The sequence below is a fragment of the Actinosynnema pretiosum genome, from assembly GCF_024171695.1.
Classification (GTDB): Bacteria; Actinomycetota; Actinomycetes; order Mycobacteriales; family Pseudonocardiaceae; genus Actinosynnema; species Actinosynnema pretiosum.
In genome coordinates this window covers 137,575-160,786 of sequence record NZ_JAMTCF010000014.1, presented here as the reverse complement: position 1 = coordinate 160,786, position 23,212 = coordinate 137,575, and the positions used below count along the sequence as shown (strand labels likewise).

Below are 23,212 nucleotides of genomic sequence, written 5' to 3'. Positions count from 1 at the left end.
CGCTGGGGAACAGCGGCAGGCTGCTGGAATGGGCGCCCGCCAGCAACGCCGTCACAGTCAGGCGGAGTCCGGCCGCCCGGCGGGGTTCTCGCGCTGGGCGCTGGACCGGATCGAGCAGGGCGGACCGGTGGACCTGGACACGCTGCGACACCTGGCCGCCTGCCACCGCATCCCACCCGAGACGCTCGGACTGGCTACCGTCCCCCCAAGGCAGCCGACGAGCGAGAGCGGGGACGACGTGGACCGCAGGGGTTTCCTGACCTTGATTGGGGGCGCGGTCTCCGCCGGGCTGCTCGACCGGGTGGGCGACGCGCTCATCGCCCTGCCGCCGCCGCCCGCGCGCAACTCCCCGGCGGCCGTGGCCGCCCTGCTCGACCGGGGCCGCGCCCTGTTCGACCGCGGCAGACACGGCCAGCTCGTCCAGGCCCTGCCCACCCTGCTCGCCGCCGCCCACGAACTGGCCGGAGGGGATCGGCGCGGCCATCGCGCGCTGGCCTCCTGCTACGAGCTGGCCACCCACACCCTGGACAAGGTCGGCGCCCTGGCCGACGCCGGGCGCGCGGCCGACCGGGCGGTGACCCACGCCCGCCTGTCGGGCTCGCCCGCGGCGCTGGCGCTGGCGGTGCGGGCGCAGAGCGTGGTGCTGCGCCACGACGGCCGCACCGCCCTGGCCGAGACGATCACCCTGACCGCCCTGGAGGGCCTGCAGGCGTGCGGGCCGGGCGACCGGACCGGGTGGACGGTCTACGTGCAGATGCTGTGCAGCAGCGCCTACACCGCCGCCCAGGCCGCGGACCGCGCCACCGCGATGGAACTGCTCGCCGAGGCCGACCGCGCCCACCGCGCCCTCCCCACAGGGGGCCCGCCGGTGGTGATCCTCGGGGGTGCCACGCCCACCGAGGCGCAGCTGCGCCTGTACCGGGTGGGCACGCACTGGGCACTGGGCGAGTCCGGCCAGGCGCTGCACGCCGCCCACGGCCTGCGCCCTGGCCAGTTCCCCACCCCCGAGCGCCGTGCCCGGCTGCACATCGACCTGGCCCGCGCCTGGGCGCAGCACGACCGGCCCGACCGCGCGGTCGACGCGCTCTCGGCCGCGCTCCGGCACTCCCCGGCCGAGGTGCTCGACCGCCCCAGGATCCGCCGACTCGCCCACACGGCGGTGGAGCGCCACGCGCGGGGCGAGCACTCCCGCCGCCTGCGCGCCGCCCTGCAGGCGCGCGGTCCGCTCTGAACTCGCGTGCCCACCGCGGGAGTGGACAGCGTCCGGCCTGGTTTCCCACACCGTCACGGACGCCTGCTTGGTCAGAACTGGTGCCAGCGTCGGCTGTCGCGTGCGCGGGTGCCGTCCAGGCGTTGTCGCAGCGCTCGGGCGTGGACGGGTGAGTGGGCGGCGTGCCTGAGGGGGCCGCTGATCTGGACGAGGTCGCGCATCTGCATCAGCAGCTCGAAGTCCGGGGTGCTCGCGGCCAGGTCGTGGCCGTAGGCGGCGGCGAAGCGGGTGGTCCAGTCGGGTTCGTCGCGGTAGCGGCGGGCGGCGTGCCAGGTGGGGACGAGGTCGACCTCGCGCGGCCCCCACGCCACGTCGTCCCAGTCGCCCAGCAGGACCCGCCCGCGCGCGCCGTGGAGCAGGTTGCCCGCCCAGGCGTCGCCGTGGATCAGCCCCCGGCCCAGGGGGAGGTGGGCGTGGTCGAGTCCGGCGCGCACGGCGGCGATGCGCCGCAGCACCCAGTCGCGGTCGTCGTCGGGTAGGGCCTCGTGCGACCAGGGTTCGGTCAGCGCCTGCTCCAGGCCGGTCAGGGGACGCCACGACGGCAGGTCGACCGGCGGGTCGGGCAGGTCGTGCAGGCGTCGCAACAGCGCGCCCAGCGCGGCGGAGTCCAGCCGGGACGTCGCCGCGCCGTGCTGGGGGTGGTGGTGCCAGAAGGTCACCGTGGAGCTGGCGACGTGCACGGCGCGCAGGCCGCCCAGCGGGGCCGGGACGGGGAAGCCCTCGTCGATCAGCCAGCGCACCAACGCCAGGCAGCGGTCCGCCGCCGCGGTCCGGTCCCCAGGGCCGATCCTGGCCACCGCGCCCGCGCGCGGCAGGTGCACGACCGCGCTGGCGTAGTGGTGCACGAGCTGCGCGTCGCGCGCGTCCAACCCCGCGGCCGCGCAGGCCGCGGCGGCCACCGCGAGCGGGGCCGGGGTGTGGTCGGTGGCGGGCGCGGCTGCCGGTCTCGAGTCGGAGGGCACACCGGGATTGTTCCCCTTTTCTAGGGGGTTCGACCCCCGTGGAGCGTGGCGATCTCCTGCCGCAGCTCGCGTGCGGTGCGCCCTTCCCCGGTGGGCGTGCCGAGGTGGTGGGCCAGCCGGTGCAGGGCCGGCAGCAGGGGGGCGAGCAGGTCCTGCTCGTCCAGGTCGAGCACCGGGCGCGCGGCGTGGGCGGCCGCGTCGTGGTCCCCGCGCGCGGCGTGGGCCGCGGCCAGGTCCAGGCGGGCGATCGCCAGGTCGCCCCACGAGCGCTCGTGGGCGGGCCCGTGGTCGTAGGCGGTGATCGCCTGGCGCGCGGCGTCGGCGGCGTCGGCGTGGTTTCCGGCGGCCAGCAGCGCCGAGGCCGCCAGCGCCTCGTGCTTGGCGTGGCCCAGGGTCAGGATGCCGCCGAGCACGTCCAGCTCGCCCGGCTCGTCCGGCAGGCGGTCGCGCGCGCGTAGGGCTGCGATCCGTGAGCGCAGCGCCAGGCCGGTGTCGCCCGTGCGCGCGGCGAACGCGGCGCGGTACAGGTGCAGGCGCACCGCGCCCGTGCCGGGTCTGCCGCCGAGGACGCTCTGGGCCTGCTCGATCAGCGTCAACGCGGACGGGGCGTGGGGTGGGCGGCGCGGCAGGCGGTCGGTGACCAGCGCGCGGGTGCCCAGCGCCCACGCGGCCAGCTCGCGGTGGCCGATCGCCTCGGCCAGGCTCTGGGCCATCCGCGCCATCACCAGCGCCTGCTCCGCCCTGCCCATCACGTGGCAGCCGTGGGCCAGGACGGCGCCGGTCAGGGCGCCCAGCAGGTGCACCTGCCCGCTCTGCCGGGGGTGGGCGCCCTCGTCCAGGTGCGCGCGGATCAGCTCCCACAGCTCCAGCAGGCGCGGGAACCACGCCGCGGGCCGCAGGTGCACGAACTCGGTGCACAGCAGGGACAGCCGGTCCCAGTACCACTCCAGACTCGTCTCTGGCACCTGTCGGGAGTGCAGTCGCTGCGTGAGCAGTCGCGCGCCGGTGACCAGGTCGACCGGGGGCGGGGTCGCGCCGTCCGGGGGGTGCCGTTCGGTGTGCTCGGGGGTCAGGTCGGCCAGTCTGTGCCTGCCCTCGACGATCCCGGCCAGCTGGGACGGGGACAGGGTCCGGCCGAGCTCGTCGCGGACGAGCTGCAGCAGTCGGCGGCGGTTGGCCGCGTCGGGTCGGCTGCCACCGCGCGCCCAGCGGCCCACGGACTCGGGGGAGACCTCCAGTCGCCGTCCGAGTTCCCGGCGGGTGCCGAGCTGGTCCAGCAGTTCGGCGAACGGGGTTGTGCCCTCGTCCCTGACAGGGGGCGTCATCGTGCTCTCCTCAGCCCCGCCGGGTGGTCCCGGCGCAGGCGCGCGTCCATCGAATGGGGTACCGATCTACGCCGGATCGATCGCACTGTCTCCGCCGATGTGCGGACTCGCGGCGGTTGTCGTGGATTGTCGTGGTCGTGCCGTCGGCGTGCGGGATTGTCGTTGATCGTCGCGGCCGTAGGGATGGCCACCGTCCACAAGATCGAGTTTGCTGTGGCGTGTCGACGACACCGCCCCCGTGGGGAGTCAGCCAGGCTCGGACGGGTCGGCGTCGACGACGGGTGGCCGCATCCGGGCCTGCCGCCTTCACAGGGGGCCTGGCCGCAGTCGCGGCAGCGGCGCACGTACCGCACGAGGGGCGGTGCTGCCGATCCGTTGCCAACGCGCTGTGGCCCGCAGCCCGCGGCACCCCCGTTCGGCCCCAGGCACTCGATCGGCATAAGCCTGGGGCCGAACGCGTTCCCCGCCCACGATCCCAAAGCCCCGCATTTGCGCTCTCCTGTTCCGGCACGGACGGGGGCGCCGAAACGCCCCGACCACCCGCCCACGAGATGCAGTCCGCACAGGACGAACAGGAAGATCGTGCGCAGAGTCAGACGATCACTGCACCCGGACACCCGCACCGTGCCGCCGCTGCTCGGGCCCGCCACCGCTTCGCCCGCGCGGCGGATCACCGACCCGCCGCGATCACACCACGACGGCACGGACGGGCCACCGCGCGCCGCCGTCGACCCGGCAGGCGAGCACGACCTCGATCCCACCCGCTGCCTGGACCCCGACTCCGGTGGGAAGCGTCTGGCCGCGCAGCGGGCGGCCATGCCCATGGACGCCGCGACGCGGCCGCCGGGGTAGCGGTCGACCGCCGCGCCCGTCGCCCTGCCCGCGTTCCGTCTCCCCACCTCTCACCCTCTCCCCGCCCCTGAGGCTTTCGTGTCCCCTGGCTCCCCCCTGTCCCCGATCCGCCGATCCGCCGCCGTCGCGGTCCCCGACCGCGAGCAGCACCGTCACCGGTGGCCGCCGATGGCCCTGCCGTTGTGCTGCGCGGCGACGCTGCTGGTGTGCCGCCGGCACGCCCAGCGGGCGCACGACGCCCGCGAACGCGGCGAACCGCTTGCCTGGTCCTGGGACGTCGGCGGCGCGCTGGCGTCCCTGACGCTGGTCACGCTCACCCTGGCCGTGGCGCTGGCGCTGCTGCGCGGGCAGGACCGCGCGCTGCGCCCGCCCTGGTGCCCCACCAGCCTGTGGAGCGCGGGATGGGCGGTGCTGGCCGTCTGGCCGGTCACCGCGATCACCACGCTCCTGACACCCCCCGTCCCGGCGGCGGCCCCGCCACCGTTGTGGCAGGCGGTGCCGGACGCGCTGGGCGCAGGATGGACGCAGATCGCGCCGCTCGCGCTCACCCTGCTGCTCACGCGCGGCCTGCGCACCGCCCTGGGCCTGCCCTGGACCGGTGACGTGCTCGCCGCCGAGACGGCCCTGGCGGTGGCGGTGCACCTGCTGGCCACCGGCCAGGACCCCACGACCGGCGCTCTGCCGGTGGTGGTGCCGATCGCCCTGACGGTCCTGGGCTGGTGGCGGTGGACCAGCCTGACCGGCCTCGTCCTGGGCCACCTGGGCGCCTGCGTCCTGCAGACCCTGCTGCACCAGCTCACCCCCCTCGGCACCACCGGCTCCCTCTGGTGACCGGCCGCGCCGCGTGGGCGACGGCACGAGCCTCGCCCGCGCGACGGCGGCGCCCTCGCACCCGTCTGACCGTCCCCTCTTCGCAGACGACCGGGAGAAACAGCTTTGCGATCGACCCGCAACACCCCCACCGGGCGCGCCGCGGCCCTCGTGCTGGCCATGGCGACGCTGGTCGCCTCCGGCGCGCCCGCGGCACTGGCCGAACCGGTGCGGCCTTTCATCGTCGGCGGCCACGACGCGCCCGCCGCCCACCCGTGGATGGTCTCCCTGCAGGCCACGCCGGGCGAGCACACCTGCGGCGGAACCCTGATCGACTCCGGGGTGGACCGGGCGGTCACCGGCGGCGAAGCCTCGCCCGCGGTGGTGCTCACCGCCGGGCACTGCGCCCCGCTGCTGACCCCCGGCGCCTCGATCGCCCGCGTGGGCTCGCTGCACCGCACCGCGGGCGGCACCGCGGCCACGATCGCCGCCGTGCGCGCCCACCCCGCCTACGACCCGGACCGGCCCGGCGACGACCTCGCGGTGGTGGTGCTGGAGCGGGCCGTGCCGCAGCGGGCCGCGCTGCTGTCCCCGACCACCCCGACCACCGGCACCGCCACCCTGATCGCCGGGTGGGGTCGGTGGTGCGAGGACGCCGACGGCGCCGCCCCGCACTGCCGCACCCAGCTGCCCGAGCGCCTGCAGCAGCTGGAGACCGTGGTGCAGGACACCGGGCTGTGCGACTGGATCGCCCCCACCGGCGAGCTGTGCACCCGCGCGGCCGCCGACCTGCCCGCGATGGCCTGCAACAAGGACTCCGGCGGCCCCCAGGTGCTGCCGCTGCGACTGGGCTGGCGACGGGTGGACGTGCTGGTCGGCGTCACCTCCCGCGACGGCGACCCGAACTACGCCGGCCCCCGCCCCTGCTCCACCCGCGACGAACAGGGCCGGCCCGGCTACGGCGTCTGGACCGACGTCGCCACCCACAGGCGGTGGCTGCTCGAGACCGCCGGGCGGATGGCGCCCGGCAGCGCCGCCAGGCTCAACGCCGGAACGGACCCCGGCGGGAACTGACCACCGTCACCGCCGGTGGGTGGCGACGACGGATCTCGCCCCCGCCGGCGGCGGTGCCCGACCCCACCACCGGCGGCGTGAGCGCCGCAGACCGACACCAGAAGGAGTTGGCCAGGGCATGGCCGGAAACAAGGACGCCGGGACGACCTCGACGTCGACCTCGACGTCGACGTCGACGTCGAGGAAGTGGGCGACGCTGCGACGCGGCATCGCCGGGGGCAAGGCACCGGGCCGGATGGTCCCGGTGGGGCGCGGGCGGCGGCTGCACGTGATCGACGCCCGCCCGCCGCAGGCGCGAGCGGGGGTGCGCGTGGTGGCGGTGGCCTCGGCGGGCACGGTGGCCCTGGATTGGGCGGGGGTACTGAGCGCGCTGGCCGCGCTGTCCGACGAGGACGGGCGGGCCGGGCGGGTGCACGCGCTGGCCTACGACCGCGCCGGCCTGGGCTGGAGCCCGGCCGCGCCCGGCTGGCTGCGACCGCGCACCCCGCAGGAGCTGGCCCGGGAGCTGGTGGAGCTGGTGGAGGCGCTGGACCGGGAAGACGGCGAGCTGCCGGTGGTGCTGGTGGGGCACTCGCTGGGCGGGCTGATCGCGCGGGCGGCGGCGGGCCTGCGTCCGGTGGCCGGGCTGGTGCTCCTCGAGCCCACCCACGCACAACGCCTGTACCGGCCGGGAACGCGGGAACCCGACCGGTGGGTGCGCGCGGCGATCCGTACCCGCATGGCGGGCGCGGTGGGCGTGCGACGACTCCAGGCCATCACCGGCGGCCTGCCGGTGCACGAGGCGCCCGCGGCCTGGCTGCCGCCGGACCTGCAGGCCGCGACCGCGTGGCGGTTGTGCGGCCCCACGCATCAAGCAGCGGGGTTGCGGGAGCTGGCCGGACTGGTCACCGGCGGCCAATCGGTGCGCGCGCTCCCCCTGGGGGACCTGCCGCTGCGCGTCTTCGCCGCCGAACCGCAGACACGCGCGGAACTGGAAGGAGCCGAGCTGGACAGACAACTCCTGGCACTGTCCACGGACTCCGCGCTGATCCCGCTGCCGAAAGCGGTGGGCACCCGCCCGCACTACAACCCGCATGGCGCCAAGCTCCTGGCGCAGCGCCTCGACCGCCTCGCGGGCCTGATCCTGGACGCGGCGGGAACCTCCGACCCGAAGGACACGGCAGGACCGGCATAGCGCGCGCCGGTTCCCGGCGCCCGCGTACCCGCCACGTCGTCGGGGTGGCAGCAGCACCTCCCACCACGACGCCCGCGATCGCGACCACGTGACCTGCACGCACATCACCGCCCCGGGCAGGGGAGAGCCCGCCTGCCCGGTCCAGGAGCCGTGAGCGAACCGATGCCCGACCGGCACACCCCGGTGCCCCGCACCCCCGCCGCGCTGCTGACGCTGCTCGATTCCCAGGTGCGCGCCACCGTCGCCCTCGACGGCGAGCACGCTCCCAGCCCCACCGCCGTGTTCCAGGCCCTGGTCCACGGGACCGACCCGGACCAGGTCACGCTGCGCCCCAGGGTCGCCGCCACGCGCCGATGGCTGCACCGCCACCAGGAGACACTGCTGGAGCTGGTCGAACGCGCCCCGCGCACCGACCGGGTCGGCGTGCGCGCGGCCGCACGGATGCTGCTGCTGGCCGCCCCCGAGCCGGGACCGTGGACCCGCCGGCTGGAGGCCGCCGCCAGGGCGCACCCGCGCACCGGGTGCGACGACGCGCTGGTGCTGGCGGAACTGGCCGCCCGCCGCACCGCCCGGGACCCGAGCCCGGATCTGCAGCCGTGGCGGCGCGCCGCCCGGGTGTCGGCTCTGCACGCCGTGGTGCTGCAGGCGGCGCAGCGCGCCGACCAGGCCAGACCTCGCAGCACCACCGCCCGCACCTGGGCGGCGCTGTGCAGGCACCTGCGCTTCGCCTGCTGGCACGCCCCAGAGCAGGTCCCGACGACGCTGGAGCTGCTGCGCGCGCACCTGACCCCGACCGCCGTGAAGCGCCAGGCGCTGCTGGCCACCGCCGAGGGGGAGATCGCGCTGGCCGCAGGCGGTGCCGCCGAGGCGGTGGCGGCCCTGCGGCGGGCGCTGGAGCACACCCGCGCGCCGCTCTCCCCCGTCGGACTCGACCGCATGATCATGCTCGGCCACGCCCACCGGGCCGACGGCGCGCCCGAGCGCGCGCTCGGGGTCTGGACCGACGCCCGCACGCAGGCCGTGGCCCCGCCGGCCTGCGACGTGTGGTTGCGCGATGCGCTGCGTCGACGGGCCGACCACCTGGCCGAGCTGCTGGCCGCGGGCCCGGACGCCACCGCGGACCCGCGACTGTCGCTGCTGCGGCTGCCCGCCCCACGCCCTCTCGCCCCGACCGCCAGGGAGACCCGATGAGCACCGACCTGCGGACCCGCCGAGCGCTGTTGGAACTGCTGCCGGGAACGGACGCGGACACGGGCGGGGTGGGCGTGCCCGCCCTGGCCGCGCTCTGGGACTGCCCGCCGCACGACGCGGCCGCCACGGCGCGCACCCTGGCCCTGGAAGGCAGGCTGCGCAGGCTCGCGCCCTACCGGGCGCATCCGGAACAGCAGCGCTTCAAGCCCGCCCGGTCGCGCGGCGTCGAGCAGATCGCGGCGCAGGTCAAGCGCGCCGCCGCCGGCCGGGAGGACCGGGTGGCGCTGCAGCGGCTGCTGACCTACTACCGGCAGCACTCGCTGGCCGCCGAGCAGGCGCTGTCCGGCCTGCCCGCCCCCGAGCCCACCCCGGTCCTTTGGGACGCGGACACCGCCCACGCCTGGACGAGCGTCGAGATCGACCGGGTGATCCAGGCGCAGGAGCTGGCGTGGGCGGCGCGGATGCCGATCGCCGCGCTGATGCTCGGCTCGGGTCTGTGGAGCACGCTGTGGGCGAGCGAGGACCACGTGCGGGCCCGGCGGGTACAGCGCACCGCCGCGGCCGCGGCCCGGTGCCACGCGCTGCCCGCCGCGCAGCGCGCCCTGATCCACGCCCGCCTCGCCTGGGCGCTGTGGGCCGCGCCCGTGTGCCGCCTGGCCGAGCTGCAGGAGGCCGCCGGCGAGGCCGTGCGCTCGCTGCGATCACCCGCCCCGCCCGGTGATCGGCGGGCGGAGCGGGTCGTGGCCGACACGGCGGTGGCCATGCTGCACCACGCATGGGGCGAGCACTCGCGGGCAGCACAGGTGCTGCGCACGGCGCTCGACGGGGACCTGGCGGACGAGCAGGAGCGGTGCGTGGCCCGCACCCTGCTCTCCCGCGTGCTCGAGGAGCAGGCCCGGCGCACCGGCGACCAGGACCTGCTGCGCGAGGCCCAGGACCAGGCCCGCCTGGCCGTGCTCGCGATTGACCCCGGCCCGTCCGCCCCGCCGGTGCGGGTGCTGGCCTGGGCGCGGGCGGTCGGGCAGCACGCGGGACTGCTGGCCGCCGCCGACGCCCGCCGGGAGGCGGCGCAACTGCTGGACCGGGCCCTGGAAGTCCTGCGGGGGCGCGGGGTGTACCAGCACGACCGGCGGGCGCTGCGGGCGCAACGCGCGGAGATCGACCGCGTCCACGCCCCGACGCCGGTCGACACTCCTGCCGTCGGCCCGCCCACGCGCCGGACGGGGCGACGCCCACTGGCCACGACGGCCCCGGCCACGCGGGAGCGATCGTGAGCGGGCCGACCACGGGGCGGCCCGCGCCAGGCGAAGCGCCCGACTCCCGTCACGCGCCCTGGCGGCGCTCCCCGCGCCAGGTCCCCGCGCCCCCGGCGGGGTTCGTCGGCCGCCACCGGGAACTGGCCGCCCTCGACGACGCGCTCTCGTCCCCGCCCGACGGCCAGCGGCCGCGGTTGGTGGTGGTGACCGGCCCGCTCGGGGTCGGGAGAACGAGCCTGGTGCGCCGGTGGGTGGCCGACCGGGGGCACCGCTTCCCCGACGGCCAGCTGTACGTCGACCTCGCGTCCCTGCGCAGCGGCGGCCCTGGGACGCCGGTGAGCGACGCGCTGGGGGAGTGCCTGCTCGTTCTGGGCGTGGGCCTCGACTACATCCCCGCGAGCCTGTCCGGCCGGGTGGGCCTCTTCCGCTCCGTCACGGCGGGCACGGCCGTGCTGGTGGTGCTCGACGAGGCGACCGAACCGGCCCAGGCGGGCTACTTCATGCCGGGCTCCCGCACGAGCGCCCTGCTGGTCACCAGCCAGGACCACCTGACGGAGTTGACCCTGGACGGCGCCCGGCACCTGGCCGTGGACCCGATGGACCACGACGAGGGCGTCGCGCTGCTGCGGGCGCTCTGCGGCCCGGGAAGGCTGGAGCAGGAGCCGCAGGCCGTGGACCGGCTGGTGCAGCTCGGCCAGGGCCTGCCGCTGGACCTGCGGATCATCGCCGCACGGCTCGCGAAGGACCCCGGTCTGTCCGCATCCGAACTGGCAGACTCCCTCCCCCTTCCCTGACAAGCCCAGGGGACGAGCCCGACAGCACGATGTGAGCAGATCACGGGCCGTGGCGCTGACCCACGCCCGTCACAGCACCCCGCCCCCGTTGTCGGTCCGCCGCTGACGGGCCCTGGACGAGGCAGGGTTTCCCGGTGTCCCTGGGAGATCGCGGCGCTCCCGCCGGAACCGGGCCCGCAGCAGACCCGACCGGCCTCGCCGCTGCGGCCCGGTGAAGCTCCCCGCACGACCAGGCCCCGCACCCGGACCAGGCCGTGCCCGCATCGACCGGCGCCCCCACCCGGCGGCCACTCGGTCGCGCGCGTCAACCTGCAGCGCGAAAGCGCGACTCATCCCCACGGGAGGACCCGGTTAATTGACTGCGAGCGGTTTCGATATTTTCCGCAGACGTGGTGCGCGAGCGCCACCCTCCACGCGCTAAACGCAAACCGGCAAAACACATCAGTCCGCGAAATGAAATCCCCCGAACAGGTAAACACCATGACAGTCAACCGGGAACACACGACACCACTCACCACAGAACGGCTCGCGCCGATCGAAAAGCTAATCACTTATCGCAAAACCTTCGGCGAACATCTGGCCGGATTGCGTGAGAGGTGCGGGTATTCACTCGAGGAGGCCGCTCGGAGACTCAGCCTCCCGGCGAATACTCTGCAGTTTTACGAAAATTCCACGTGGCAACCCACGCTGCAGAGGTTGCTGCGCATCACCGCACTGTACGAGGTCGAACTTCTGGAGTTCCTGAAAGACGTCGCCCGCGTGGTGCAGCCCACCGAGGACCCGTCGCGCATCTACGAGGTCGATGCGCTCCTACTCTTCAACGGAGTTCTTCCAGAACAACTTTCCCCCGATTTCGACCGCGACGGGATCAATGTCGAAGTCGACCCCATTGACAAATCTTCACTGGCTGAAACATCTTTCTACCGCCGAGAAAGCGACCCCGAAAGAATCAAAGCAGCTCAACAACTCCGGGGTGATTACGAGAAAGGGGCGAGCATTCGCGATCTTGCCAAAAAATACAAACTCCCGTACGGGACGGTACGGGCCATGCTCGTCACAGCGGGCACCGCATTGCGCAAGTGCGGAGGATCCAAGCCGAGAAAAACGTAGCCCTCGTCGGGTTGTCGAAAGTTTTCGCGGAACCCGACGAGAATTTGTTCGACGACTTTCGTGCTCGTTTCCCCCGTGTCCGTTCGGTACTGCCGAGCAGTGCGCGCACCAGGGGCGACCGGATCGCGTGAGTTGGACCTAAGGAGGACCGGTTCTGCGATCGCAGGCCGCGGGTGGCCGTCATCTGCGGGCACGGCAGGGTCCCCAGCCGGCGGGGTGCCCGAGCCAGGCGGTCGGGCACCCCGCCGGCGTCGCCGGGTCAGGACTGTTCCGCGCCCGCGCCCAGCGCGATGTCGGCAACCGGGCTCCACCGGTAGAGGCGGTTGTCGCCGTCGCGGACCAGCTCGATCAGGGACACGGTCGACAGGGTGAGCGCGCGGCGGTGGCGATGCGCGGCCAACGCGGCGTCCACCCCGTCCGCGGGCATCGTGGTGTTGCAGTAGGCGAGGCTGACGTGGGGGCGGTACTGCTCGCTCTCGGGCACGTCCACCTGCGGGCGGGCCTGCGCCAGCGCGGTCCGCAGCGCGCCGCGGACCGCCATCAGCGGCTCGACCGGGGTGACCGGCAGCATCACGCCCTCGTCGCCGACCACCGCCGGACCCACCTCGACCCGCACCGGGGCCAGACGTCGGCAGTGCTCGCGGGCGGCGTCGACGACGACGGCAATCTCGTCGAGGGTGATCTCGTCGGTGAACCCCACGCCCTGGGTCGTCAGGTGCAGCCACTGCGGCGGCACCGGGTCCAGGCGCGGCTCCGCCTCCAGCAGCGGCGCGTAGGAGCGGGCCAGGTCGACGGCGCCCTCGTGCTCGCCCATCGTGTAGTGCCAGGTGTACATCGTGCGGCCGGGCCGTTCCCAGCCCGGCCGGGGCCACCAGTGCGCACGGATCTGCCGTTGATCACTCACGACATCGAGTCTGGCCCTCAGGCGGGTGCGCCGCCACCGACGAAGTGCTCCAGATCGCGGTGCAGCTCGATGGCGGCGGCCGACGGGCTCCCGGTGTTCGTGATCAGGGTCGTGAGCTCGCCGAGCACGAGCTGGGACCGCTTGCGCAGCGGCAGCGGCCGTTGCTCGGGTTCGGTGCCCAGCACCGGGTCCAGGGCCTGGCGGGCGGCGGGGATGTCCCCGTGCTGGACGTGGGCCAGCCCCTGCAGCAGGTGGGCCATCCTCAGCGTGCCGACGTTGCGTCGCTGCTGCGGCAGCACCGCATATGTCGCGATGGCCGCCTCGGCGGCGCTGAGCGCCGCGTCGGTGTCGCCGAGCGCGGTGTGCACGTCGGCCAGCAGCGTGTCCGCCCGCGCGGGCGTGCACAGCAGCGGCCCCTCCAGCTCCCCCGGAGCGGGGGTGAACAAGTCCAGCGCCCGTCGGGCGTCGTGCAACTGCGCGACCGCGCCGTCACGGTCCCCGGCGCGCGCCAGGTCCAACGCCAGCGCCCCGGACAGGAAGACCCGCGCGCTGCCGGTGCGGCCCAGAGCCAGTCCGGTGCGCGCGTGCTCGGCGGCCGCGACGTAGTCCCCGCGCCAGTACTCCAGCGTGTGCAGGGTCGAGTACACCCAGGCCAGCAGGACGGAATCCCCCGAGTGCCTGCCGTACTCCAACGCGGTCCCGGCGTGCGTGCGGGCGTCGTCGACGCGTCCCTGGTCGATGCTCATCCAGGCCAGCAGCACCGTGGACCACCCGACGACCGAGAGCGCGTCGGCGACGGTTCCGGGGGTTCCGGGGCGGGCGAGCAGATCCTTGGCCCGCTGCCGCACCACGGTCAACTCCGCGACCAGCTCGGGCAACGGGAACAGCAGGTAGTTTCGGGTCAGGGTGGTCAGGTCCGCGAGCAGTTGCGCAACGTCCGCTGTGGCTTCGAGGTTGGTCGAGCGGAGCAGGTCGCGCAGTTCCCGCGATTCCTCGGCAGCGGCCATGAGCACCTCCGGCATGGTGGTTGTGGTGACCAGTGTGCTCCGCGACCTGCGCACCGCGGGAAGGACGGACGACGGCGCGCCCACGACACCTCCCCTTGTACTCGGTGAGCGCGGCGGCGCGATGGCGGAGGTCGGGCGCTTGGTCGACCAGGTCTTGTGGAACCCCATGTCCTCGTCGCGCAGCGGCCGCCCTCGCCCCAGGACCGCGCGCAGCGCGTCGCGCACGGGGCGGCGCGGCCAGCGGTACTCGCCGCGTTCGTAATCCTCGATGGCGCGGGCGGTGACCTGTTCCGTCCTGTGCCCGTGCTCGTACAGCCAGGCGGTGGCGAGGTCGGCGAGCGCGGCCTGGGATAGCGACCGTGTCGGATCATCGGGTGCGGGATAGGAGCAGCGCAGCTCCCACAGCAGGAGGTTGGCCCTCCTGGTGGACAGGCCCAACTCGACGTCGGTCACCGTCCGTCCCAAGGCGGAGCCCAGCACCTCGCGCAACGCACGCGTGACACGCGGATCGCCGGGAGTGCGCCCGGACTCGTAGTGGCGGATGACCGCCGCGTCCACCGTCGGCAGCGGCTCGCCGCGGTGGCGCCCGCGAAGCCGTGCGATCACCGCCTCGGCGAGCTCTTCGGTGGACAACACCGCGCCGGGCACGCGCGTGGACATGGCCGATTCGCGGATCCGTCGTAACGGAGAACTCGCCGACGGACCTTTCCGTCGATTACCCACGGTCACCCCCGTGTTGCGTGGATGGGCACCGTAACCCGCGACCGACACGGATTCCAGTTCGTTGGGCTCAATGGGTGACGCGGGGGGCGAATTCCCGGGAATCCGTGCGCGAATTCCGTCTTTCCGCCCTCCCTGGATTCCGCAAAGATCGGATCACGACATCGGCGCAGCGCCGGGGGTGGCCGATGTTTCCGCTGCTCAACGACCGAGCGCGGTGGTCGGTCGGTGTCGTCGCCGTGACGCGTCCGCTGCTGCGGGCGCGGCCCCAGGGAACACCCCTGCGGTGACGGCACCGACACGGCCTTCGGGCATCGCCCACCACCGGCGAGGGTGGTCGCCCCGACCGGGGCCTGCCCACTTCCCCGCACGTCGACTACGAGGAGTGTTCCCCGATGAGTGCGCGATTGTCCGGCCTTCCTCGTCCCAGCACGGTGGACCGGTCCCTCGCACCTGTGCGGGGCGAGGACTTCCCCACCGCCGCCCGCAGCGCGCTCACGACGGCGGGACCGCACGAGGGTCCGCGCGGCCGTTCGCCGTTCCTGCGCCCGGCCAACGGCGACGACCTGGCCCTGTTCCGGCTCCCTGTGGTGACAGGCGGGACCTGTCGTGGTTGAGCGCCAGCAGGGAAATCTGCCGTTACCGGCGCAGGCGCTGTTCCTGCTCATGGCCGAGGACGGCACCGGCAGGCTGCGGCTGTCCCCGCAGTTGGCCGGTATCGCGCTGGCGGTGGCCCGGGTGGGCGAGCTGATGCTGGACACGACGGTGCTCTCACGGCGGACCGCCGAGCAGACGGTGTTGACGACCTCGACGCGGCCCGACGGTGATCTCCTGCGCGAGCGCACCCGCCGGGCGCTGTCGGCGGTGCGACCGCATCCGACGCCCCGGCAGGCGTTGGAGGTGCTCGCCGCCGACGCCTACACCCTGGTCGGCGACTACCTGGTCGCGGCCGGGCACGTGCAGCCGAAAAGGACGCTGTTCGGACTCGGGGCCACGGTCTACCGGCCGGTGGACGCCAACGCGGACGGGGTCGCGATGGCCGCTCTGCGCCGGGCCTTGGCCGCCCCGGAGGTGTCCGGACAGACGCTGGTGCTGGTGGCCGCGCTGGACGCGACCGGCAGGCCGCCCGACGGGCCCTTGGAGCCCGTCGCCCGACAGTTCCGCCTCCAGGCGCAGCGGCTCGGCTCCGTGCCCGGCCTGCCGGACCTGCACCAGGCCGGGCGCGACCTGGTCGCCCGGCTGGCCACGGCCCCGCCCCTGTGAGCTGCGCCCCCGCAAGCACGGGCGGCGATTCCCCTCCCGCGATCGCCGCTCGTCGCCAGGGGTGCCGGACCGCAGACCGCCGGTCCGGCACCCCGCCCTTTCCCACGCAGTCCCCTACCCCACTTTGAGGAGTCCCTTCCCGTGGCTCGGTCCCCTTCGCACGACGGATACGGCGCCGGTCTGCTCGCCATGCTGGCCATCTCGTCGGCCACACCGCTGACGGTGAGCACCGCCGTGGTGATCATCGGCATCGCCGTCACCGGCCTGATCTCCCTTCCCGTCGCCTTCCTGCTCATCGCGGCGGTCCTGGCGCTGTTCTCGCCGGGGTACATGCAGATGGCGCGCAGGCTGCCCAACGCCGGGGCGTTCTACGCCTACATCGCCACGATGTCCCGCCCGCTCGGACTGGGCGCCGCCCTGCTGGCGCAGGTCTCCTATTTCGCGCTGTACGTGGGCCTGTACGCCACGATGGGCGTGATGGGCTCGACGCTGCTGCCCGGCGAGCTGCCCTGGTGGCTGGTGGCCTTCCTGGCCTGGATCGTGGTGCTGCTGATGGGCAGGTCGCGATTGCAGGTCAGCGGCGTGGTGCTGCGGGTGCTGGTGTTCGCCGAGATCACGCTGATGCTCGTCTACGGCGTCGCCAACCTCGTGGCCGCCCCGCAGATCGAGTTCTCCGCGTTCAACCCCCTGCCGTTGGTCGCCGACTTCTCCGCGGCCGGTCCCGCGCTGGCCCTGGCCACCCTGGGTTTCGTCGGGTTCGAGCAGCCCGCGATCTACTCGGAGACCGTCAGGTCCCCCCGCACGCTGTCCACCGCCACGGTCGTCACGCTCGCCGCGCTGGCCGGGGTCTACTCCTTCTCCTCGTGGAGCACCGTCCAGGCCGTCGGGGCCGAGCAGGTCGTCGAGCGCTCGGCGGCCCTGGGGCCGGAGTTGCTGTTCACCCTGGCGGAGGCCAACCTCGGCGGCCCGGCCGCCGATTTGGGTCGGTTCCTGCTGTTCACCAGCGTGCTCGCGGCGCTGATCTCGTTCAACAACGCCAGCGCCCGCTACCTCTACGCGCTGGGCCGCGAGTTCGGCGCGGCCCGCCCCGACGGGATCTGGTCCCGGCTGGGCACCCAGAACGACAACGGGCAGCCGCAGGTCGCGGTCTACACGCTCGGCGCGCTGGCCCTGCTGGTGATCGCGGTGGTCGCCGTGCTGGGGGTCGACCCGCTGCAGTGGCTGTTCTACCTGGGCGGCACCACCGGCGGGGTCGGGGTCACGATGCTGATCGCGCTGTCCGCGCTGGCCATCCCCGCGTACCTGCGGCGCGAGGCGCCCGACCTGTCCCCGGCGGCGCGCACCGTCCTGCCGTGGGCCGCCGTGGTGGCCACCTGGGGTGTGCTGGCGTTGTCGGTGGTCTACTTCGACGTGCTGCTCGGGGTCGCGCCCGACTCGCCGCTGCGGCTCGCGCCGCTGGCGCTGGTGCTGGTGCTGCTGGCCGGTGTCTGCTGGGGGCTGTGCCTGCGCCGGGCGGGCTCCCCGGCCTACGAGCTCATCGGCACCGGGGAGAAGGCGCGGCAGCTGGCCGTCCTGCGGGAGCGGGCCGGTGTCCGCTCGGCCGAGGCCGACGAGGTCGACGAGGTCGGGGCCGTGATCGCCCAGGCGTTCCACGACCTGCCCCCCTCGGCGCGCCTGGTCCCCGACCCGTCCCGCAGGGACAGGGTCCTGGGGGCGTTCTTCGCCCACCAGGCGGGATTGGCCCTGGAGGGCGGGGCCGTGGACGTCGTCGCCGACGAGCGCGGTCGCATCGTGGCGGCGGCGGTGTGGCACCGGTTCCACCACGGGCAGGACATGGTCCCGACCGATGGGGAGGAACAGCAGTTGCGCACCGTGCTGGCCGCTGCCGGCGCGACCGAGGCCGACCAGGACCGGATCGTGGCACTCGGGCGGTTCTTCGGCAGGAATCACCCCACCCATGCGGAGCACGACTACCTGGAGTTCCTGGCGGTCGTCCCCGACCGGCAACGCCAGGGGCTCGGGCCGATGGTGCTCAAGGCCCACCACGACCGGCTGGACGGGGAAAATAGGGCCGCCTACCTGGAGGCCACCACGCCCGCGAACGAGCGCTACTACCGGCGGCTGGGCTACCTCACCCGGTCCGGCCGGAACCTGCCGTCCGCGCTCGGCGGCACCCAGGTGGCGCTGATGTGGCGCAAGGCCCGACAGCCCACCGAGCCCGAGGCGGCCCGAGCGCGCCGCAGCCCCGCCGGCCGCTAACCCCGTGCCCGACCGGACGAGCAGGCCCGTCACCGCAGGCGACCGGGTCGCCCGTCCGGTCGGGCGCCGTGCCGGGAGCCTGCCGCGCGGACCGGCACGCCACCTGTCCCCGGCGCCGGCACGGCGCCTGTTCGCATCCTCTGATCCAGGAGTCGTCGACGTGCACCACCCGCCCGCCCCCGCCGCACACCCCGCCGACCGCGACCCGGATGCCCTGGCCTGGGACTTCAGGCATCTGTCCGTCAGGGCCGAGGTCGAAGGCTCACCGCTGCACGCCGTGCTGGCCCGCACCGTCGCCGCAAGCCCGTCCCTGCTCCGGTTGGCCGCCACCGCCCCCGCGGGCCAGTGGGCGCCGCAGATGCTGTTGGCCGCGGTGCACCTGCTGCTGCGCGGCCCCTACCGCGACGACCCGCTCGCGCGCGTGCACGACGGCCGCACGCGCCCCGCCGACCGGCTGGGCGACGCGGCCGGGCACTTCGCCCGGTTCTGCGGCGAGCACGGCGAGGAGATCACCGCGACGATGACCGGCCGCAGGGCCCAGACCAACGACCCGCTGCGCGCGGCGGCGCTGCTGCCCGCGCTGGCCGAGATCGCCGCGCGCACCACCGGGCGCCTGCACCTGATCGATGTGGGCTCCGGGGCCGGACTGCACCTGCTGTGGCCGCACTACCACTACCGCTACCGGCGCGAGGGCCTCGTGCTCGGCGAGCACCTGCCCAGCGGGGCCGCCGACGGGCCGCTGCTGGTGTGCGACCTGCGGGGCGAGTTGCCGCCGCTGGAGGTCGACCTCGACCGGTTCGCCGCCCCGATCGGGATCGACCGGGACCCGGTGGACCTGACCGACCCCGACACCCTGGCCTGGACCCAGGCGTTGAGCTGGCCCGAACACGGGCGTCAGCGGGAACTGCTGGAGCAGGTGGTGCCGCTGGCGCGTCGACACCGATGCCTGCCCGACCGTGCCGACGCCGTCGCGGTGTTGCCCGACCTGATCGCGGACGTGCCCGAGGACGGGGTGCCGGTGCTGCTGATGTCCTGGTCGCTGCTGCAGGTGTACGGCGACCCCCGGGACACCAGCCCCGGCAGCTACGCGGCCGCGCGCACCCGTTTCGCCGAGGTGCTCCGGCACGCCGGGCGCCGGGTGCTGGTGATCGGGATCGACCACGTGCACGAGCCGGACGTGAGGATCCACGTCCACCACGGCGGCCTCGTCCGCGGTCGGAAAGCCGCTCTCACCAGCCTGCGCACCTCCCCGCTGCGCTGGGTCCCGGGCAGGGAGGGGCAGTCGCCGTGGAACTGACGCCGCGGGCCCCTGTGACGGCCGGGCGGCCCGCCCTTCGCCGAACTGTTCGGCAGGTGTCTCGCCTCGACGCTGCGCCCGAAGGCGCGGGAGGCGTACGAGTCCGCAGCCCCTGCTGCCTGGGATTGGCCCGACCTCGTCATCCGAGACCCTCCGGTCACGGATCGTCGACCACCGGCCAGCCGCGCGGAACGCGCCCAGGGCGAGGCGTCCCGAGCGCGTCGTCCCCGGTCCTGCCCCGCCCGGTCGGGGCCACGCCCGACTCCGGTGGCCGACCGGAGCTCTCCCGGAGGGCGACCGTGTCCGCCGCGAACCTCCCGCCCCCGCACGCCCTGCTCCCGTTTCCCAACCACACCACAGGAATCGCGATGACCTCCCGACGCTTCCCACTCGCCGTCCTGGCCTGCGCGGCGGTGCTCGCCACGGCGGCCTGCACCCCCGCCCCCACCTCCGCCGTGCCCACCACCGGTCCCGCCGGCAGCACGGCACCGTCGACGTCCTCCTCCGGCCCCGCCTCGGCGGCGAGCGCGTCGTCCGCTTCGCCCCGTGCCAGCGAGCCGCTCCTGCACGAGGGCCTCGACGCCTGCGCGCTGCTCACCCCGCAGCAGCGCGCCACGCTGAACCTCCCCGACGCGGGGAAGCCGATGCCGGTCGCCGTGTTCGCCTCCACGGGGTGCCGGTGGCGCAACGTCGCCGCGAGCACGGAGTCCTCCGTGCTCCCGATCCTGGGCCAGGACATCGGGAGCTGGCAGGACGGCAGCCGACCCGCCACGGCCACCGAAGGCGAGGACATCCGGGGTCTGCCCACGCTCACCCTCACCGTGGACACCGATCCCGGCCAGTGCAACGTCGCGGTCCGCACCGGCGAAGGGCAGCACCTGCTCACCACGTCCTCTGCGGCCGACCGCGTCCGGGAGGACGCGTGCGCCAGGGCCCGCGCCCTGGCCGAGGCCGCAGTGCGCACCCTGCTCGCCTGACACCGAAGCCCTCTGACCGGCATCGGTCGACGACCAGCGCCGGCCCGTCCCTTCCGAGACGAAAGCCCCCGGCACCGGGGGCGGCCGGCACGTCCCGCCGCCTCTCGCCCAGGCAGGAGCACCATGCTTTCCCGACGTGCACTGATCACCTCGCTCGCCTGCGCGGCGGCGCTCACCGCGGCAGCCTGCGATCCCGCTCCGACACCCCCCACGCCCCCGCCCTCCATGTCGACCTCGGCGGCGGCGTCGTCCTCGGGCACGCCCGGCCCCTCCCGCCCGCGGGAGCTGTCCCTGGACGGCGCCGACCCCTGTGAGCTGCTCACCCCCCGACAACGCGCCGAGCTGCACGTCACGGGCACCGGACGCCCACTGGAGATCAAGGCTTTCACCGCCACCGGCTGCACCTGGAACGACATCGGCGTGTCGCACCTGGTCATGCCGGTCCTGATCGAGGGGATCGAGACCTGGACAGGCGGGACGCGCCCAGGCAGACCCGCCCGGATCGAGGACGTCGAGGGGTTCCCCGCCTTCACCGTCACCCTGCCCGACGACCCCGATCGCTGCGACGTCGTGGTCGACACCGCCGACGGCCAGTACCTGAGCACCGGGTTCTCGGTGGTCAGCGACACCCCGCAGCGGCACCCGCAGCCGTGCCCGCGCGCCATCGAGCTGGCGCGCGCGGTGCTGCGGACCCTGCTCGCCCAGACCGGGCCCGCCTGACGCAGCGGAACCGCCCCCACACCCACCCGACAGGAGGAGATCGTGTCCGTCCCCGCCCTCGACCGCGTCCCCGAGCCGGCGGGCGCGCTGTCCCTGCTGCCCCACCCCCACCTGACCCTGCCGGGCCTCGCCGCGCTGCTGGGCACCGACAACGCGCACGCGGGCCCGCAGGTGCGCTCCTGGGTGCGGCAGGGCGTGCTGGCCGTCGACCAGACCGGGACCAGGCACCTGCCCGAGCGGTGGCTGCGCCACCCCCTGCCCCTGCTGGACGGGGAACCACCGCTGGTGCGCTACCGGCTGGCCACCCGCAGCCCCGACGACCGCGACGCACGCCGGGCGCACGGGCTGCTGGCGCGCCACGGCGACCGGCACGAGCGGGCGCTGCGCCGCCTGGTGCTGCTCCTGCACGATCAGGCCCTGCACGTCGCGCCCATGCTGGAGCGACCCGACCGGCTGTTCCTGCCCCGCCCGACACCGCCCGCCCCGGTGGAGCGGCGGATCGCGCACCTGTGGATGTGCCTGCACTGGCGGGAGCTGCTCTCGGCCCAGCAGATCGCCGCCGCGCTGGGGCTGCACGAGCAGGTGTGGCGACTGGGGGCGCTGCTGTCGGCGACGCTGACCAGGCTGGGCCTGCACGCGCAGCAGGCCCGCGCACAACAGCTGGCCGAACAGGCCGCCATTCGCCTGGGCGCGCCGTACGCGCCGGTGGCCGCCGCGCGCACGGTCATCGCCCTGGCCCACCAGGCCCGCCATGGCCCCACCGTGTGGGCGCAGATCCTGCCCGCCGTGCTGCGCCGGGCGCGTTGCGCCGTGGAACGCGCCAGCGAGGACGATGTGCGGGCGCTGGCCCACGAGGCGGCGGCCCGCGCGCACCTGGCCGCCGGGAACCCATCGGAGCACGCCGTCCCGGCCCGCGCGCACTACCACCAGGCGCTGGAGCTGCTCCACGATCGACCGGTGCCCGCGTCGGCGTCCTGCCGCACCGGGCTGGCGCGCACCCACCTGGCCGACCGGACCCGCACCGCCGCCGCCCGCTGGGCGCGCGGCGCGTTCGAGCTGGCCGAGCCCGCGTGGGGCTACGAGGAGGACGCCGGGCGCGCGGCCCGCACCCTGGCCGCCGCCGGGCTGGGGCCGGGCTCGGCGGGGCCGCCGTACGTGGAGCTGGTCGCCGCAGCGATACGCCTGGACCCCTACGTCCACGACCGGGAGCTGAACGCGGTCCTGGCGCACCTGGCCGCGCCCGCCGAGATCCCCGCCCCGCGCGCCCCCCGACGCCTCCTCGACGACGGCGGCGCCCGTCCAACCAGGCTCCCGGCGGGTGCCGCCCTGCCGGGGCGGGGGAGGGCGTGAGCGCGTGCACCGGGGCGGGCTGCCCGGTCTGGGGCCGCCGCGAGATCGCCCACGATCTCGTCGAGCTGCGCCAGGCCGCAGGGCTGAACCAGAAGCAGGTCAGCGCGGCGCTGGAGGTCTCCCTGTCCAAGATCATCCGCATGGAGGGCGGGTGGCAGCGCGTCAAGGCCGCCGACCTGACCGCGCTGCTGGCGCTCTACGGGGTGCAGGACCCTGCCGCCGTCGAGGCGATGAGGGCCAAGGCACGCGCCGGGCGCGGGCGGTGCCTGCTCGACGCGCACACCGCCCTGAAGTCGGCGGACACGGACTTCGCCGCCTACGAGCACGCCGCCGCCCACACCATGACGCTGGCCGGAGGCATCATCCCGGTCCTGCTGCGCACCACCGACTACGCCCGCGCCCTGGCCACCGCGATCCGGATACCCCCGCGCGTCGCCGAGCAGACGATCACCCTGCAGCACGCCCGCCAGCACTGGGCCACGGCCGAGGGCTTCACCGGCCTGCGGCGGGAGTTCCTGATCGAGGAGGCGACGCTGCTCAGGCTGCGCCCGCCCTACGGTCCCGGACAGCTCCAGCACCTGGCCCAGGTCGCCCGGCAGGGCCGTTGGCAGGTGCGCGTGCTGCCGCTGGGCGCGGTCAACCCCGGCCTGCTGACCCCGTTCAGCGTGCTGCGCTCCCCGGACCGCGCCCGCGCCCTGCTGGTCCTGGGCGAGGAGCACGCGAGCTGGAAGTTCGAGCAGGACCGGGGCGAGTGCGAATACCACCAGCAGCGGTACGCGGACCTGCGCGAGCACGCCCTGACCGGCGAGGACAGCGCACGGCTGATCGAGCGACTGGACCAAGAACCGCTCGCCTGATCCACATCGACTTGGAAGGACCCGACAGCGATGCACGGCA

At 74.8% G+C, this 23,212-nt stretch carries 20 protein-coding genes; 16 read left to right on the top strand and 4 right to left on the bottom strand.

Translation table 11 applies throughout. The annotated features are described in order from the left end of the window. Positions 1 to 28 precede the first annotated feature (28 nt). On the top strand, positions 29 to 1,231 hold the full coding sequence (locus tag LV78_RS27290; RefSeq protein ID WP_253848504.1) for a hypothetical protein: 1,203 nt from the start codon (positions 29 to 31) through the stop codon (positions 1,229 to 1,231). Positions 1,232 to 1,302: 71 nt separating this feature from the next. Here the strand turns inward: LV78_RS27290 and LV78_RS27285 are convergent, their stop codons facing one another. Further along, on the bottom strand, positions 1,303 to 2,232 hold the full coding sequence (locus LV78_RS27285; RefSeq protein ID WP_253848626.1) for an aminoglycoside phosphotransferase family protein: 930 nt from the start codon (positions 2,230 to 2,232) through the stop codon (positions 1,303 to 1,305). Positions 2,233 to 2,252: 20 nt separating this feature from the next. Further along, entirely contained in the window at positions 2,253 to 3,557 is a 1,305-nt protein-coding gene (locus LV78_RS27280; protein ID WP_253848503.1) for a hypothetical protein, read from the bottom strand. Positions 3,558 to 4,139: 582 nt separating this feature from the next. On the opposite strand from LV78_RS27280, the gene LV78_RS27275 reads away from it, so the two are divergent. The 8 genes from LV78_RS27275 (at position 4,140) to LV78_RS27240 (ending at position 11,818) form a co-directional block, all read left to right on the top strand. Further along, positions 4,140 to 4,409, top strand: coding sequence for a hypothetical protein (locus tag LV78_RS27275; protein WP_253848502.1), 270 nt, complete (start codon positions 4,140 to 4,142; stop codon positions 4,407 to 4,409). A 168-nt stretch (positions 4,410 to 4,577) separates the two neighbouring features. After that, positions 4,578 to 5,240, top strand: coding sequence for a hypothetical protein (locus LV78_RS27270; protein ID WP_253848501.1), 663 nt, complete (start codon positions 4,578 to 4,580; stop codon positions 5,238 to 5,240). 105 nt (positions 5,241 to 5,345) lie between these two features. After that, the gene (locus LV78_RS27265) at positions 5,346 to 6,293 is read left to right on the top strand and encodes a S1 family peptidase (protein ID WP_253848500.1); all 948 of its coding nucleotides are present in this window, start codon (positions 5,346 to 5,348) and stop codon (positions 6,291 to 6,293) included. Positions 6,294 to 6,411: 118 nt separating this feature from the next. Further along, the gene (locus LV78_RS27260) at positions 6,412 to 7,467 is read left to right on the top strand and encodes an alpha/beta fold hydrolase (protein WP_301307433.1); all 1,056 of its coding nucleotides are present in this window, start codon (positions 6,412 to 6,414) and stop codon (positions 7,465 to 7,467) included. 150 nt (positions 7,468 to 7,617) lie between these two features. Next, positions 7,618 to 8,658: a hypothetical protein gene (locus LV78_RS27255; protein ID WP_253848499.1), complete on the top strand. Its 1,041-nt coding sequence runs from the start codon at positions 7,618 to 7,620 to the stop codon at positions 8,656 to 8,658. Continuing rightward, positions 8,655 to 9,932 (top strand): hypothetical protein, encoded by a 1,278-nt coding sequence (locus tag LV78_RS27250; RefSeq protein WP_253848498.1) that lies wholly within the window; start codon positions 8,655 to 8,657, stop codon positions 9,930 to 9,932. The genes LV78_RS27255 and LV78_RS27250 overlap by 4 nt, the downstream gene beginning before the upstream one ends. After that, positions 9,929 to 10,708 (top strand): AAA family ATPase, encoded by a 780-nt coding sequence (locus LV78_RS27245; RefSeq protein ID WP_253848497.1) that lies wholly within the window; start codon positions 9,929 to 9,931, stop codon positions 10,706 to 10,708. The genes LV78_RS27250 and LV78_RS27245 overlap by 4 nt, the downstream gene beginning before the upstream one ends. A gap of 480 nt (positions 10,709 to 11,188) precedes the next feature. Next, complete coding sequence (locus tag LV78_RS27240; protein ID WP_253848496.1) at positions 11,189 to 11,818, top strand: helix-turn-helix domain-containing protein; 630 nt, start codon at positions 11,189 to 11,191, stop codon at positions 11,816 to 11,818. 259 nt (positions 11,819 to 12,077) lie between these two features. Here the strand turns inward: LV78_RS27240 and LV78_RS27235 are convergent, their stop codons facing one another. Then, positions 12,078 to 12,722, bottom strand: a complete 645-nt coding sequence (locus LV78_RS27235; protein ID WP_253848495.1) for a 2'-5' RNA ligase family protein — start codon at positions 12,720 to 12,722, stop codon at positions 12,078 to 12,080. Positions 12,723 to 12,739: 17 nt separating this feature from the next. Next, entirely contained in the window at positions 12,740 to 14,389 is a 1,650-nt protein-coding gene (locus tag LV78_RS27230) for an NsdA family TPR-like regulatory protein (protein WP_253848494.1), read from the bottom strand. Between the two features lie 669 nt (positions 14,390 to 15,058). On the opposite strand from LV78_RS27230, the gene LV78_RS27225 reads away from it, so the two are divergent. From LV78_RS27225 to LV78_RS41775, 7 genes are all read left to right on the top strand, one after another. Continuing rightward, complete coding sequence (locus tag LV78_RS27225) at positions 15,059 to 15,712, top strand: GPP34 family phosphoprotein (RefSeq protein ID WP_253848493.1); 654 nt, start codon at positions 15,059 to 15,061, stop codon at positions 15,710 to 15,712. A 141-nt stretch (positions 15,713 to 15,853) separates the two neighbouring features. Continuing rightward, complete coding sequence (locus LV78_RS41785; protein WP_253848492.1) at positions 15,854 to 17,971, top strand: GNAT family N-acetyltransferase; 2,118 nt, start codon at positions 15,854 to 15,856, stop codon at positions 17,969 to 17,971. A 160-nt stretch (positions 17,972 to 18,131) separates the two neighbouring features. Then, positions 18,132 to 19,268 (top strand): DUF2332 family protein, encoded by a 1,137-nt coding sequence (locus tag LV78_RS27215; protein ID WP_253848491.1) that lies wholly within the window; start codon positions 18,132 to 18,134, stop codon positions 19,266 to 19,268. Between the two features lie 368 nt (positions 19,269 to 19,636). After that, the gene (locus LV78_RS27210; RefSeq protein WP_253848490.1) at positions 19,637 to 20,245 is read left to right on the top strand and encodes a DUF3558 family protein; all 609 of its coding nucleotides are present in this window, start codon (positions 19,637 to 19,639) and stop codon (positions 20,243 to 20,245) included. 123 nt (positions 20,246 to 20,368) lie between these two features. Beyond that, positions 20,369 to 20,965 (top strand): DUF3558 domain-containing protein, encoded by a 597-nt coding sequence (locus LV78_RS27205; protein WP_253848489.1) that lies wholly within the window; start codon positions 20,369 to 20,371, stop codon positions 20,963 to 20,965. Positions 20,966 to 21,007: 42 nt separating this feature from the next. Further along, entirely contained in the window at positions 21,008 to 22,315 is a 1,308-nt protein-coding gene (locus LV78_RS41780) for a hypothetical protein (RefSeq protein WP_253848488.1), read from the top strand. After that, positions 22,312 to 23,172: a DUF5753 domain-containing protein gene (locus tag LV78_RS41775; protein WP_253848487.1), complete on the top strand. Its 861-nt coding sequence runs from the start codon at positions 22,312 to 22,314 to the stop codon at positions 23,170 to 23,172. The genes LV78_RS41780 and LV78_RS41775 overlap by 4 nt, the downstream gene beginning before the upstream one ends. Positions 23,173 to 23,212: the final 40 nt, after the last annotated feature.